Source organism: Flavobacterium sp. KACC 22763 (assembly GCF_028736155.1).
Classification (GTDB): domain Bacteria; phylum Bacteroidota; class Bacteroidia; order Flavobacteriales; family Flavobacteriaceae; genus Flavobacterium.
This window is the reverse complement of the sequence record NZ_CP117879.1, coordinates 1,549,995-1,564,798: the sequence shown is the minus strand read 5'-3', so window position 1 is coordinate 1,564,798 and position 14,804 is coordinate 1,549,995. Positions and strand designations below refer to the sequence as shown.

17 protein-coding genes are annotated in these 14,804 nt (G+C 33.4%); 1 reads left to right on the top strand and 16 read right to left on the bottom strand.

Annotation, left to right across the window (positions count from 1 at the left end; all coding sequences use genetic code 11):
* Positions 1–208: 208 nt before the first annotated feature.
* From PQ463_RS06895 to PQ463_RS06845, 11 genes are all read right to left on the bottom strand, one after another.
* A complete protein-coding gene (locus PQ463_RS06895; protein WP_274256933.1) occupies positions 209–1,564 on the bottom strand; it encodes a hypothetical protein in 1,356 nt (451 codons plus the stop codon).
* 80 nt (positions 1,565–1,644) lie between these two features.
* Positions 1,645–2,718: a response regulator transcription factor gene (locus PQ463_RS06890; protein WP_274256932.1), complete on the bottom strand. Its 1,074-nt coding sequence runs from the start codon at positions 2,716–2,718 to the stop codon at positions 1,645–1,647.
* Between the two features lie 99 nt (positions 2,719–2,817).
* Positions 2,818–3,942 carry a hypothetical protein gene (locus tag PQ463_RS06885; protein ID WP_274256931.1) on the bottom strand — a complete coding sequence of 375 codons (1,125 nt, stop codon included), beginning with the start codon at positions 3,940–3,942 and terminating at the stop codon, positions 2,818–2,820.
* A 23-nt stretch (positions 3,943–3,965) separates the two neighbouring features.
* On the bottom strand, positions 3,966–4,751 hold the full coding sequence (locus PQ463_RS06880; protein ID WP_274256930.1) for a polysaccharide deacetylase family protein: 786 nt from the start codon (positions 4,749–4,751) through the stop codon (positions 3,966–3,968).
* A gap of 137 nt (positions 4,752–4,888) precedes the next feature.
* Complete coding sequence (locus tag PQ463_RS06875) at positions 4,889–5,386, bottom strand: 4'-phosphopantetheinyl transferase superfamily protein (protein WP_274256929.1); 498 nt, start codon at positions 5,384–5,386, stop codon at positions 4,889–4,891.
* Positions 5,383–5,637, bottom strand: coding sequence for an acyl carrier protein (locus tag PQ463_RS06870; protein WP_274256928.1), 255 nt, complete (start codon positions 5,635–5,637; stop codon positions 5,383–5,385). Before PQ463_RS06870 ends, PQ463_RS06875 begins: the two co-directional genes overlap by 4 nt.
* A 1-nt stretch (position 5,638) precedes the next feature.
* On the bottom strand, positions 5,639–6,907 hold the full coding sequence (locus PQ463_RS06865) for a beta-ketoacyl-[acyl-carrier-protein] synthase family protein (protein WP_274256927.1): 1,269 nt from the start codon (positions 6,905–6,907) through the stop codon (positions 5,639–5,641).
* Entirely contained in the window at positions 6,904–7,341 is a 438-nt protein-coding gene (locus PQ463_RS06860) for a 3-hydroxyacyl-ACP dehydratase FabZ family protein (protein WP_274256926.1), read from the bottom strand. Before PQ463_RS06860 ends, PQ463_RS06865 begins: the two co-directional genes overlap by 4 nt.
* Positions 7,342–7,352: 11 nt before the next feature.
* A complete protein-coding gene (locus tag PQ463_RS06855) occupies positions 7,353–8,405 on the bottom strand; it encodes a type III polyketide synthase (RefSeq protein WP_274256925.1) in 1,053 nt (350 codons plus the stop codon).
* Positions 8,402–9,115 (bottom strand): methyltransferase domain-containing protein, encoded by a 714-nt coding sequence (locus tag PQ463_RS06850; protein WP_274256924.1) that lies wholly within the window; start codon positions 9,113–9,115, stop codon positions 8,402–8,404. Before PQ463_RS06850 ends, PQ463_RS06855 begins: the two co-directional genes overlap by 4 nt.
* On the bottom strand, positions 9,116–10,243 hold the full coding sequence (locus tag PQ463_RS06845; RefSeq protein WP_274256923.1) for an NAD(P)/FAD-dependent oxidoreductase: 1,128 nt from the start codon (positions 10,241–10,243) through the stop codon (positions 9,116–9,118).
* A 170-nt stretch (positions 10,244–10,413) separates the two neighbouring features.
* On the opposite strand from PQ463_RS06845, the gene PQ463_RS06840 reads away from it, so the two are divergent.
* Positions 10,414–10,770, top strand: a complete 357-nt coding sequence (locus PQ463_RS06840; RefSeq protein ID WP_274256922.1) for a prenyltransferase/squalene oxidase repeat-containing protein — start codon at positions 10,414–10,416, stop codon at positions 10,768–10,770.
* Positions 10,771–11,013: 243 nt separating this feature from the next.
* Here PQ463_RS06840 and PQ463_RS06835 read toward each other — a convergent pair whose 3' ends face one another.
* The 5 genes from PQ463_RS06835 to PQ463_RS06815 form a co-directional block, all read right to left on the bottom strand.
* The gene (locus PQ463_RS06835; RefSeq protein WP_274256921.1) at positions 11,014–11,703 is read right to left on the bottom strand and encodes a CPBP family intramembrane glutamic endopeptidase; all 690 of its coding nucleotides are present in this window, start codon (positions 11,701–11,703) and stop codon (positions 11,014–11,016) included.
* 75 nt (positions 11,704–11,778) lie between these two features.
* Positions 11,779–12,369, bottom strand: a complete 591-nt coding sequence (locus PQ463_RS06830; protein WP_274256920.1) for a Crp/Fnr family transcriptional regulator — start codon at positions 12,367–12,369, stop codon at positions 11,779–11,781.
* A 118-nt stretch (positions 12,370–12,487) separates the two neighbouring features.
* Entirely contained in the window at positions 12,488–12,706 is a 219-nt protein-coding gene (locus PQ463_RS06825; RefSeq protein WP_274256919.1) for a hypothetical protein, read from the bottom strand.
* Between the two features lie 54 nt (positions 12,707–12,760).
* Positions 12,761–13,282 (bottom strand): PPC domain-containing DNA-binding protein, encoded by a 522-nt coding sequence (locus PQ463_RS06820; RefSeq protein WP_274256918.1) that lies wholly within the window; start codon positions 13,280–13,282, stop codon positions 12,761–12,763.
* A gap of 5 nt (positions 13,283–13,287) precedes the next feature.
* Positions 13,288–14,799, bottom strand: coding sequence for a glycoside hydrolase family protein (locus tag PQ463_RS06815; protein WP_274256917.1), 1,512 nt, complete (start codon positions 14,797–14,799; stop codon positions 13,288–13,290).
* Between the last annotated feature and the right edge of the window lie 5 nt (positions 14,800–14,804).

Sequence of the window (14,804 nt, the reverse complement as noted above, 5' to 3'; positions counted from 1 at the left end):
CGGGGTAAAATATTTATAGAATTACAATAAGACAAATAAAAAAGCTCTGGAGGAGCGACATATTTTTTCTACAGCCTTGAAATATGTCGCTCCTCCGGAGCTTTGTGTTATAAAGATTTATCTTTTGCTATAAATATTTAGCTTCTCCGAAGCTTAAAAAAAAGCTGTCCTTTTGAACAACATATTTTTGTTTTGTAACAGTTTTAATTTAGCTTTTAGATTCTTTTACAATTTCCATATTTCCGTCATTTTGTTTTACAATTTTCCAATCAGGATTTAACTCTATTTCGTAAAACTCGTTTGTAACTCTTGTTCCTTCAATTTTGGATGGAATCGGAAAAACAAAATAAGTTTTGCCATCTTTATCATAACTTAAAATACCAGCTTTTCCCAATTGATTTTTTCCTTCGATTGTGGCAAAATTTCCAAAGTTATTTCCCGATTTATCACGCCCTTTAATACTAGAATACACAATTCCTTTATCATTTAAAGTTAGCGTTCCATTCATATTAAAAGTACGCCCATAATGGTCAATATCGGTAAGAGCGACTTTTAGGATTGGTTTATTGATTAGCAATTTGGTGTAATAAGAAATCAGCTTTTTTTGTTCTTCTTCCCGAGCAATTTCTTGTTTGTTTATTTCGATAAAATTATTTCGGGATTTGGCTAATTGTAATTGCTTTTTAGTGATAGTTAATTTTGATTTAAAAACCATAACTTCATAAATATCAGTGAAATTATAAATGTTATCTAAATTTTTTCTCCAAGTAATATTCAAGTAGTCAAAAATCAATCCATAGGCTGGTCCTGTGGCATAAGGAAAAGGTCTGGTGTACGTTTTAGCTTCTTCTCGCTGGTTAATTTCTTCTATAGCTTTTTCATATTTATTGTCATAAGAAGAGAGAACTAAACCTGTGTAATTTGCCAAGCCTTCCAACGTTTCTATTTCTAGTTCAACATTCAGATATTTTGAATATTGATGCTGTCTTTCTTTTCGAAATAGAACGGCATCTTTAAGATAATTTTTGATCTCATCGGTTTTTCTTTTTTCGATAATAGCTTTCAAAGTATTTTTTAATGCCTGATATTCCAATCTCAATAAAATGCGTGCATTGGTTTCGTCAAGATATTCAATCGGGTTTCCATTAAACTTTCGATACTTCATTTGAAGCAAATGAAATAACTCATGAATAATCGTTGCACTTTTATCGTCCAGATAATTATTCAGAACCGCGGCATATTCTTTCTCTTCATACTTTTGTGTGGTATTGACAAAAACTAGAGAATTAGGTTCCATAGTTTTAGAATATAAAACGCCATTATTCGTTTTGCTATTCGGTAATTTTACCAAACTATAGATTGAATTGTCAAAATCGATTACAATAATGCTGTCGTTCCAGATAGGCTTTCCCCAAAGTTTTCCGTTGTCGTTTTCTAAAAGCACTTTTGCTTCCAATAGCTTTTCTTGAATATTTTGCCTGTTTTTAAAAGCTTTGTCTGCTTCTTGCGCTGTAGCAAATTGCAAGATTGTAAAGAAGATTAATAGTGAAAAATTTCTTTTCATTTCCGATTGATTTAAAATTTCGGAAACAAAATTAGATCGAGTAGTTTTGAAAATGAGTTAAGAAGAGGCTGAAATTGGAACTAATCCCAAGGATGATTTTTTAATTTAGAAGACAATTCATGACGGTTTGCAACATCCAATTTCGCGTAAAGATTTCGAATATGGGTTTTTACTGTACTTAGTGAAATAAAAAGTTCATCAGCAATTTCTTTATTTGATTTATCTTTTAAAATCAGTTTGGTGATTTTCTCTTCCTGATTGGTCAAGGTCAGGTTTGAGATTTCTTGTATTGCTTTTTGAGGTTTAAGAACTTTCAATTTTCTGAATTGAAAAATTGAAATAGAAGCCAAAATTAAAACGAGTATACCTAAAGTATAATTGAGCTTTTTCTGAAATGCATATTTTTGCTGTAATATAACATTTGAAATTTTTGAAATTTCATCTTGATACTGGAGATAATATGACGTTTCGCCATAGTAGTTTTTTAATGAAGTGGAAATAGCATTATAAAACGTTTCATCTTTTTCAAAATCGGCTTTTATGTTGAAATCATTTCTTTTGATATCCGAAAAAGCCAGAAGTTTAAGCAGAGGATGTTTAATGCTCTTTTCGCTGTATGTTTTCACTTTCTCTGCAAAATCATGTATTGCCTGCTGCTGCGCTTCTTTGTTTTTTATTTGAGCATTATTTTTCTCTAATTGTTCTTCAAAAGATTTCAGTTTTCTCCATTCTTTGTCTGTCAAATTGCTGTTTTTAGATTGGCTAAACCAATTGTTGCCAGATTTTGGAAAATAGATTGTATCTCTGTTAGAAAAAATAAAATTCCAAAAATTGCTTTTCTCATTATCCGCAACCAATTGTAATCCCTTAATCGAGTTGATATTAGAATGAATACGGTAAAGCTTATCTTTTTCAGATAACAATTGACCTTTAAATTCAAAGTAACCAGAATTATCTGTCTGAGTTGAAAAAAGAATCTGATTTTCGGTAATCATGGTTTCTTCATCATATTTCAGAAGACTCAAATAGACGGTTTTGTTTTTCTGTTCAGCATCAACATATCCCGAAATCTTGTATTGTGCGTAACAAGTCGGAAGAGAAGAGATAATAAAAATCACTAAGAATAAAGTCTGAATTGTTCTTTCTTTTAGCATTTTAAATCAGTAATAGAAAAACTTATGAATGATTAAAAATACAAAAAAAAGAATCCTATTTAAAGAGTTAGTTTAAACAGGATCCTTTTAGTTCTTTTATTAGCCTTCGGTATAAGGTTCGCTCCACAACGAATTTGGTTTTAGGTAAACTTTGTTTTCCTGAAAATCCAATATCGTATTAAATCTTTTTAAAACTTCGTTGCCTAGAATATGGGTTTTGAATTGGGCTGGATTGCTTGTTGCTAGCAATTGTACAGGCACATCATTCAAACATAAATTTCCTAAATAGAATTTTTCGTTTTTCACCGTCAGCACTGGAATTTCTTCTCCTTGTCCGTTTTTTAAAATAACTTTTTTCAGAACTGGTAAATTTTCCTTCGGATATTGCTGTTCCTTCATCAGCTGCTGATCGAGCATTACGGTACGCTGATAGCCATTATCAAAAAGAAAACGTCCATTATAATCTGTATTATTTATTTGAAGCCTTCCTTGAACACAAAATAGAGTGCGAGTAAATTCCATATCAAGTTTTACATACTCTTTGCTTCGTTTAGATAGTTTAGAATGAACTATAAAGAGTTTTTTATCATAATCGATTTCTACTATTTTTCCATCGAATATATTCCATCCAAAACGGCCCACGGTTCCTTGTCCAGATAATTCTACAGGAAAAATCTCCTGATCGTTCCAGATTTGATTTCCAAGTTTAAAACTATGTCCTTTTAAACTGCTTAATTTTAGCTGATCGAGTGCCTCATTTGTTAAAAGAAAATCACTAGTTCCTGAATCAAATTTTAAGTCGAGAGTTTCTTTATCGTCTAATTTTACTTTAAAAATGATATTGTTATACTCTGAAAGCACAAATGGAATTGTATCGTGCATTTCAGGTTTGAGTTTCGAAAAGTTTTTTAATGACGGACATTCAACGCGTGTAAAACAGCTATCAGTATTATTTAAGAGCACTGTAAAATCAAACTTTTTTCCAGGTTTTAATTTTATTGAGATAGAGTCTTCATTAGTATAAAAAGCAATGTTTTTTTCTTTCGGACTTTTATTGGTAACATACAAATCTGGTTTTGCTTTTGAATCTAAATACCATTTTGTTTTTTCTTCATTATCTTCTTTGAAATAGCAGATTTTTGAAGAAGCTTTGATTACACGATTTTTTACTTGAGCTTGACAAACCGTTATGGCAGCGAGCATAAAGACAAGATGTATCTTCATTATTTATAATTTATATTTTGGGATTAAAGCTGAGGCGGAACCAGATTATCTAAATCTGAAAGGCGATAGAATTTGAGGTCATTCAGTTTCATGTATTTGCAGATAAATTCTAAAGTTTCAATTTTGACCTGATAGTTTTCGGTTATTTCCTTGACAGGTTTATGACCGCATAGAATTAGGATTTTATTGTTCTTTTTGGCATAATCTAATAATTCAAGCAAATACGGAATACTAAAATGGATATGGCTATTATCAATATCAAAAGCAAATACAATTTTAGAATTATCAAAATAACTGTCTTGTTTCTCTGGAATTTCACCTCCAAATGCTCGTCCTCTTATAATTTTGAATAAAGGAGATAAAGCTTGATCCAGAGAATCTGATCTTTCTCCGTAAGGATATGCAAAAGAAGTAACGTTGAATCCCTTTTTCTTCATAGAAACAATCATAGGATCTATTTCTTGTTTTAAATATTCTTTGACGCTAAATTGTTTGGTAAACTTAACCGCATTGTAATGATGATAACCGTGTCCAGCTATCTCATGACCATATTTTTGCATTTCTAACAATGTTTTAATTTCTGGAGCTCCAATAGAATCTATTCGGCAGACATTAAAAGTGGCTTTCCAAGAGTATTTTCGCAATGCTCGATCTGCTTCAGACCATTCGTCGACATAAGCATCATCAAAAGATAAAATTACACCCGCTTTATATGCTGGTTTTGCGATAGGTTTCGGTTTTTTATTTTCACATGAAAATAAAGATAAGAACAATAAAAATAATACCAGTTTAGTAAAAAGTATTCTCATAGATTTCAGATTGCTAAAAAAAATAGAATGCAGAATATTATAATTCAAATATAAAGAATTTTCTTAGTTATTGATTCTTTTTGAATTTGTTAACCACCGAAAAAGCGGAACAAAGATGCCATATTGGGCATATAAAATCATTTTCTGAGAGTGACCCATTTTTCAAACCTTCCATGATGGCTGATCGAAATATACTGAAGCCTATTGCCCATTTTTAAATATGGAATTCCATTTTCATCTTTTATAATTTTTTTGTTTTCAACTTCAATTATATTTTTGATGTTTTCTAAATTATCTACAGCAATTGTATGAATGCTTTCTAAAGAAAATATACTTTTGGTATAATACGTGTTTTCATTGCAGGTTACTTTTCCTAAAGAAAGATTAGAGTTTAAAAAATTTAAAGAACAGCACAGCTTTTTGGGACTAAATTCCCGTATTTTGGTCTGTCGGTTATAAATTTTATAAGCAGCTTCTTTCATACTCCATAAAAGCCAGACCATAATTTCAGGTTTTTCAGAGTCTTTTATATATTGCTGTTCTTCTTTAGTAAAAAGCTTTTCTATAAAACCTTTGCGCTGCCAACGGCTTTCTACGCGTGACTGCGCAAGATCTATAATATCATTGCCGATCATTTTTCGGCGAGTTTGGTTTCGATAATTTCAACAGCAGCTTTTACGTTAAGCATGCGTTCCATATCGGCATTGTCAATCACGACATCAAAGTTTTCTTCAATATCCAATACAATATCAACCAGATTGGCCGAATTGATGTTTAGGTCTTTAATAAAGTCGGTTTCTTCTGTTAGATTGTCAAATGCTTCTGTGTTAGCTGTAAAAGGCTTGATAATTACTTTTAATTCCTTGATAAGTTCAGTTCTATCCATCTTAGTTTTCAAATTTTTTAAATAGTATACATGCATTTACATCGCCAAAACCAAAACTGGCCTTTGCAATTATTTTTGGGTTGAATTTAATAGTTTTTAAAAGCACTTTTGAAGGATCAATTAATGCTGCGATTTCAGGGTGAAGGTCAGAACAGTTTATATTTCCAAACAAAAATTCTTCATGAAGCTGTAAAACTGTTGCAACACTTTCGACACTTCCAGAAGCGCTTAAGCAATGTCCTGTAAGGCTTTTTAAAGAATTAATATATGGAAAATCAGTACCGTTTCGACCCAATGCTTTTGTCCAGTTTTCAATTTCAAGACTATCTTTTGTTGTGGCTGTCAAATGACCATTTATAGCATCAATTTCCTTTGCGCTGATTCCTGCATTTTCGATGGCTGTTTTAATGCATCTTTGTACGGCTATACTATTAGGAGCAGTCATAGTTCCGCCATCTCTTTGTCCGCCAGAATTGATATTTCCGCCTAATATCTCGCCATAGATTACGGCTCCACGTTCTTGGGCGGTTTCCAGATCTTCAATAACAAAAGCACCAGCTCCGCTTCCAGGAACAAATCCTGCTGCCGAAGCGCTCATTGGTCTTGAACCTTCTTCGGGTTTGTCATTAAATTTGGATGAGCAGACACGAAGCGCATCAAAACCGCCCCAAATATAGGGACCGCTATCAGATGTGCTTCCTGCTAATATTCGTTTTGCTTGTCCAGATTGTATTCGGTCATACGCCATTAATATAGCTTCGGCACCAGTTGTACAAGCCGAAGAATTTGTTGTAACCTGATTTCCTAACCCGATTTTACCGCCAAGATACGCGCTGACACCGCTATTCATGGTTTGTGCCACAACTGTACTTCCGAGTTTGCGAATTTGAAGTTCATCAATTTTATAAATGCTTTCGCGAAATTTGTCAATTCCAGAAGTTCCAGCTCCAAAAATGGCACCGCTGTCCCAATCTGGATTTTCATTTATTGGTAATCCTGCATTATTCCATGCTTCCATACCCGCGATAACGCCATATAAAATCCCTGTACTATTGAGCCCGCGAAGTTCGAGTTCTGTAAAATACTGCGCTTTCAACTCTTCAGATATTTGAGGCTGACCCGCAATCTGACAAGAAAATTGCAGTTCTTCTAACTGAGCATTATGCCGAATGCCTGAAATGCTGTTTTGCAACGCATGAGTAAACGCAGGAATGCCAACGCCATTTGGTGCAGCAACCCCAAGACCAGTTATAACCACTCGCTTTTTCATAATCTTTTTGTTATCATTCCAGCCAGAACGCCTCGACAGACTTCTTGTCCAGCTTCATTTTTCATTACCGCATTACACTTTAATTTTCCAAAACGAAAAAACAATTTCTCAGAAGTAACCGTTACTTTTTCATTTGGATAAACCGGTTTCAAAAACTCCATATCGGCAGAAGTAAAAGCGATTACAGTGTTTTCTCCCAAATCATTTCCTAAAAGGAATATTCCTAAACAAACCATTCCGATCTGAGCCATTGTTTCAGTTAAGATAACTCCCGGAGTTACAGGATTATTTTTAAAATGTCCTCTGTAAAAGTCAAGATTCTCTCGAAAAGTATATGTTCCTGTCACACCGTTTTCATCAGCATGAAGCAATTCATCAACAAACAAAAAAGGTTCGCTGTAGGGAAGTTGTGCCATTATCTCATTTAATTCCATAAGCTTTCAAATTACCATTGTAATAAAACTCTTTGTGCCGAGAATCCTGGCCCAAAACTCAGCATTAAACCTTTTTCTCCTTTTTTCGGATTTCGGTTCATAATATTTTCTAAAACATACAAAACAGTTGCGCTCGACATATTGCCATATTCTCTGAGAACTTCCTTCGTATCATCAATATTCTTTTCCAGTCCAGCAAAAAGCGATTCTACAGTTGTCACAATTTTTTTTCCGCCCGGATGAAATATCATGTGGTCAATGTCTTTAATTTCTAGATTATTCTGCTTTAAAAAAGGATGGATAATATCTTCAAAATGAGAAGCAATCGTGTCTGGAACTTCAATATCGAGAACCATTTGCAATCCACCGTTAGTGAGTTTGAAGCCCATCATATGTTCGGCATCATAAAAATGATACATTTGTTCATCTAGAATTTCAGGACCCGAATCTTCTTCTTTGGAAGATAATAAACAACAGGCAGCACCATCTCCAAAAATGGCTGCGCTGACAATATTGGGCATTGAGAAATCATCAAGCTGGAAAGTTGCTGTTGGAGATTCAACCGCAATTACAGCTGCACGCTTTCCTGGATTTGATTTTAAAAAATTCTTTGCATAAATAATTCCAGAGATTCCAGCGGCGCAACCCATTTCGGTTACAGGAAGACGTACGATGTCCTGTCTCAATTTCATTTTATTAATTAGATAAGCGTCAAGCGAAGGAATCATAATTCCGGTGCAACTTACGGTAATAATATAATCTAAACTCTGGGGATCCCAGCCTGTTTTTTCTAATGCTTTCTCAAGAACCTGATGTCCTAAAACAATCATTTCACGGCTGTAAATATCATTTTTTTCTTCGAATGAAGTGGCAGTAAAAACTTCTGAAGGTTGCATAATAGAATAGCGTTTGTCTACCGAAGCGCCTTCAAATATTTTTTTCACTTTCTTGACAAAACGTTCTTCCTGACCTTTGAGCCATATATCGACAAACGGAAGAATTTCTTCTGTGGTACGTGAATATTGCGGAAGCTGTTTAACAGCTGTAATTATCTTGACACTCATATTTTTGTAATTATCCATTGGTAGCGAAAAGCCCATTTCCAGTTTATGGAGTAGTTTTTTAAATTTAATTTTTGCGATAAGCTTTCTAATTCATTTTTCTTGAATCCTTTAAGAATAGAAATCAATCCGTCATTGCGTGACATATTGTTGAGATTGAAAACGACGCCAATAAGTTCGAATAGGTGATAAGCTAGTTTGCTTCTATGAAGATCGTTTACTACAATTCCTATCGAAGCATTTTTGTTCAAAGTATTCATTACATCTGCGATCTGATTTGTGGTAAAATGATGTAATGTAAGCGTACACAACACAATATCATATTTTAACTGATGAAATTCTTCGCTAAAAATATCTATACAGAGGTATTCTATATTTGGAAAATCTTTAGAAAGTCTTTTAGCATAATCGATCGTAAAAGCGTTGGCATCAATGCCTATTAGTTTAAAGCTGAGATTATTCTTTTTTCCATATTTGGCAAGCATTCTGAGCATATCTCCATTTCCGCAGCCTATGTCTGCGATTATTATTGTTTTAGAAATATCAGTCTTTTTAAAAAGCTCTTTTATGCCGTGAAGTGTCAGTTTATTACCTCCAAGCAATTGATTGATAGAAGCAATTTGGTCTAAAGCACCGATCAATTCTTCGCCTTCTAGCGAAAAATCATCCATGATTTCAATTTCTTCTGTTCTATATTTGGTGTTTACACTCATTTATTCAACTGTTATCAGACGGCCGTGTGTTTGTTTTATAATAACTGAAAGTAATGACGGAACCGAAGCTGCAATAGTGGTCATTACATGTGTGAAATTTTTGTATGTCAGCGCTTTGGCTAATATTCGTCCAAAGAATAATCTTTTGCTAAAATGCTTTTTCCATTCCTGAATGTACTTTTTCTCCAATTCGCTTCTTGATTTGATCTTTCCATAATAAAAATCCAATATTAATTCTGAAGCAATTTTGGCGCTGTGAATTGCCATTGCCATGCCGTTGCCACACATAGGATGAATTAATCCTGCAGTATCGCCAATCATTAAAATATGGTTTTCTACAGGTTCTTTTCTGTCAAAAGATATTTGGCTTATTGTTATGGGTTTTTCAAATAGGGAAGTGCTGTTTTCAAAAATTGCCTTTAGTTTCTTGTTTTTATAAAGTACTGATTTTTGATACTCTTCAATGTTTTTATACTTTTTGAACGTTTCAAAATCGGCCAAATAGCAAATGTTTATCACGTCGTTTTCGACTTTTGAAACACCGCAATAACCACCTTGAAAGTTGTACAAAGAAACAAGACTTTCGTCAAAATTTCCTGAGTAATGTCCTTTGACTGCCAACCATGGCGATTTTTTAGAAATAAAATCTCTTGACAAAACCTGATCTATATTTGATCTTTTGCCATAAGCGCCCAAAACGATTTTAGCAGAAAGAATTTCTTCAGAAGTGGTTACGGTAAAAATGTCGTTTTCAAAAGAAATATTGGTAACTGTTTCTGTTACAATCGTACAGCCGTTTTCCATTGCTTTTTGAGATAGAAAATGGTCTAATTCATATCGGCTTACTCCAAAACCTCCCAAAGGAAGTTTAGTTTTTGCCGTTTTACCATTTTGTGCTGTAAATTCGAAATTTGAAATAGAAGTAGGATGAAGCTTTAGAACATCCACATCAAGCCAAAATAAATAAGGAAGTATTTCATTTGAAATATATTCTCCGCAGACTTTATGTTTTGGAAACGTATTTTTTTCGATAAGAATCACCTTTAATCCTTTTTTGGATAAGTGTATAGCGCCAGCAAGACCAGCAAGACCGCCACCAATAATAAGCACATCAGGATTTGTTCTCATACTACCAATTTAGTCATAAATCTTACACGAACCTTACTTAATTTGATAAGAAATTAACAAAATTTCAACCTTTATCTTAAAAGAATAAAAAGTGTTTTTCTAGAGTAGTATTGACGAAGATTCATTTAAAAGATAATTTTTACTTTTGCCAAAAATAGCAACATTCATAAATGACAATAGAAGATCTAGTAGGCACTTTTTCGGTTTCGGGAAGCAATCAGGACGAAAGCAATGAAATAACATACAAAGGTGTTTTGACTCTAGCTTTGGATAAAAACAACCGAATTAAAGCAAATTGGCTTATTAATTCGCATCAGCAAAAAGGAACGGGGTTCTTTAAGGACAATATTTTGGTAATTAATTTCAATTATAAAGGCGACGACAATAAAATTTACAAAGGTGTTGCAGTGTACAGATGCATTACAAAAGATGTTTTGGACGGATTCTGGTCTGAGAAACATGGAAATCCACTGTATCTTGGGAGTGAGCATTGCTTAAGAATGGAAACTACTGAGCGATTAAATTAAGATAGAGATTATCTAATTTTAACACATAGAAACATAGTAATTAATTTCTAAAATAAAGAGTACAGAAAGAAACTAGTTTCTAACACATAGATTAAAGTCATATAGCTATGTGTATTAATGCAGGTGAAATGCCTTTATACACAATCTAAAACTATGTTTCTATGTGTTTTAAAAAAAATAAAACTGCGTAAATCACTTAAGACTTACGCAGTTTTTTTATATAAACTATTTAAAATTTATTGGTTAAGCTGGGTTTGCCACAGCTTTATATTTTCTGTTATAAAGAATAATAAAACCAATCCAAATTATTAATAAAATTGCGATTAAAGTTAATTCTGTCGAGTGTAATCCATCTCTGAAGAAATTGTTTAGTGAATGTACTCCTGCGACTGCTAATAATGAACCTGTAGAAGAATATACTTTCCCGATTCCCCAAGTTCCAAAGAAAATAATTCCGAGGAAAATCATGTTGTTTGGAGTCATTTCTAAGTTTAAATGCCAAGCAAACCAAAGAACTGTAATAATCAAGATAGAAGTAAATTTAGGAAGCGATTTTAATTGTTCTTGTAAAAATCCACGCCATCCAATTTCTTCCAAAAGTCCGTAAGCTAGAACGGTAAACATTAATAAAATTGGGAATTTGCCAATTGTAAGGTAATAAACACCAGCAATTAAAACTGCTGGAAGAATCCAATAAACCGCAAATGGAACAATTGCCTTTTTGTATATTCCCTTTAAAGACATTGGATTATGAAGGGAGAATATTTTTATCGCAACCAAAGCTCCTAAAGCAGGACCAGCACCGCGTAGTAAAATCACTAAATACGGATTTTCTATTCCAGATAATAAATTGGTTTTTACAGCTGCATATCTGCAGATTACTGCGACTACGTAAAAAACTATAATGGCTCCAATGTTGATTTTATTTTTCATCGTTTCTATTTGTTTGGTTTAGTGAAGCAAACTTATGGCGCATAAATGAAATTAAAATTGACTTTGGGTAAGAAATCATTTTTCCATAACTCTTTTTCGAATTCGGCTTAGACTTTCTGCTGTTAATCCGAGATAAGAAGCGATGATTTTTAAAGGTGTTCTCTGAAAAATTTCTGGTCTTCCTTCTATAAGTTTTAAATAGCGTTCTTGTGGCGAAAGTGTTAAAAGATTAATCTGTTCCTGCTGTTTACGCACATAAAGCATTTCAGAAATAGCTTTTCCGATTCGTAAGCCTGTTTCAGATCTTTGGTACAATTCATTTAAATCTTGATGAGAAATAGACCAAAGCACTATATCTTCTAAAGCTTCAGTTTTAATAACCGATGGCTGCTGATTTAAAAAAGACATATAGTCGCTTATAAAACTATTTTCATACAATAAATTAATGCAGATATCTCTTTTGCCATCCCAAACAAATAAACCCGCCGACCCTTTAATGATGATATTGAGATATTTTTCGACACCTTGATAATCTTTTATAATTTCTGACTTCTCAAATTCACGGACTTTAATTTTCTCCGAAAACCCTTTCCAGATATTCATATCGGCAGTAAAATACTTTTCGAAAATTCTTTTTACATCTTCTGGAGACGGATTTTGTGGCATTTTTTAAAAATATGAGTTTGGAATGCCAATTTAAGTTTAATCTTTCAAAATAAAAACAGCTGTGTTATCCTGTTATTTATATTTTTTGTGAAGATTGTTTTGACAACTTTGTCAAAGTTTAAACTTTATTTTCTGCTATTAATAGTACCCAAAGAAAAGCTGTAAAAGCAATCGTGATAAAAAAATCAAATCTATCAAGTGGTTCAAAAGAATTAAAAATGAATCTAACGCCAATAACGCCAGTACACATTAGTACAAGTCGAAATAATCTCTTGGCAATTAAACGTAAAGTAGCTTTCGAGTTATTGACATTTTGCTCTTTTATTGAATCGTTCATTTCACAAATCAGTTTATTAAGCCAAAATACAAAAGTAAATGCAGATTTTTGAAATTATTTTAAACAAGGCAATTGTAAAACATTCGCATTCAGCGGTTGTTCTACTTTTCGTTCTAATTTTTCTGAGTTTACTGTGATATAAATCTCCATCGAACCCGTTCCAACTTTCAGTCCAAGAATATGGCCGCCGTATGCATCAAATTTGTCATCGGTTGCTACGCCGTGCATGTGTATAGAAGGTTTGTCTCCGTTCCAGGCAATAGATCCTGTAATGCTTCCCATTTCGACTTTATTGAAAGTTTTGGGATGAAATTTCTTTTCGCCAAAATCATAAAAACCGAAAGTGGCTTCTTGCGCAAAACCAATTCCAGTAAAATTGGCCGAAGGTATTTTTTGCTCTTTTGCCAAGTTTTCAATTAATGCCAAAACATTATCGCCTTCGCGAAGAACCATCAGAAATCCATAATTGGTCTTGGTATAACGGCATTCTTCAGTATCTTTTTGTTGTGCATTAGCTGCATTTAAAGTGAATAAAAGCACTATTGCGATAAAGGTTTTATGGAGTTGAATATTCATGATTATTAAATTAAAGAATTTGGCTGTAGTTCATTGTCATATTTTTCAGGATCTGAAGCGGCATATTCATTTTCAGGTTCTGGAATTACATGAATCTTAGAATCGCTTATAGAGATAACTGCCGAACAGACGTAAATACCAATTTTTCCTTCATTGTATTTGAAATCTAGTAATGTCAGCTTGACAATGTCGTTAATCGAAAGCTCGTAGTAATTACCATAGCGGATAATCTTAAAAGAAATCTGTTTTTCCTCGCTAATTTCAAATTGATTGGTCTGAATGTTTTCGAAGATAAAATTGTTTTTTACATCCTTTTCATTGAATCCCCAAGCTCTAAACTGTACAAAACCATTCATAAAATCAATCGAAATGTAATATCCTGTGCCTTCTTTATCACATTCAATTACAAAACCTGTTTTTCCCATTCCTTCTACAGACAATGTCCCCTCCCATACAAAATCATTAGAAGGTTTTTCGAAACCGTAAATTTCATAACCGCTTCGGCATCCAAATCGCCATTTATTTTCGTTTTCTAAAACAAATTCTGCTGTCGGATTTCCTAAAATAGGTAAGGGTAGAGGCAAATCTTTTTGATGAATTGTTTTCTGATAGAGTTTCTGCCAATAATAATAACTTTTTAATAAAAGTCGTCCGCTTTTATCGACGTCGAGTTCTTTTGGAGGCGGAATTACGCGATGCGTATTGACATTTCCGTCTGCAAAATAGAAATTATAAACCAAAAAATGCTTCCCTTCTTTGACCACTCTTGCTGCATAGTTTCCTTGAGGCATTAGTACATTGTTATGAAAAGCAGAATATTCTCCTCTAAATTCTGAAGAAGACCAATAGCGGACTTTAATATCTTCTCTGATGGATCCTAAAAGATAATGCGTTCCTTTAATCTCAAAAACACAAGGACATTCTACATCATCATAGACATACGGAATATGAAGCGGTTTTTGAAGTACAAAACCTTCTTTTTCTCTTTTTGCAACACCAATACAGCCTCTGCGGTATGTTGGTCCAGAAGCGCTTCGAGCGCAGATTAACAGATAATCTTCGCCTTTGTATTGGTATTTAAAAGGATCTCGAAAACTTATCCATTGTCGCGGATTGTTGTTTGGACCTTCATAATGTGGCGCTTCGCTTTTAAAGGGAAGTCCGTATAGGTTTTCTTTTTTCCAAGTAATTAAATCGGAAGAAATGGCTCTTCCTACTTTTTGTTCAATTCCTTTATCCTGACGTTTTAGACCGGTATAATACATTTCATAACCTTCTCCATCCGATTTTTTGCTAATGTGCATCGTCCATAACATATCGTCGTCCCATTCTCCTGGATCGCCAACAAATAAGGCATTTTTTACTCGTTTCCACGAAAGACCATCTTTTGAGACTGCATGTGCTATATAATCGTGATTAGGAATAATTAAATGAAATAAATGATGAATTCCTTTTTCATCTATAAATACATCAACATCTCCAATTTCCCAGTTGCTAAATCCTGAACCTGAATACATTTTAT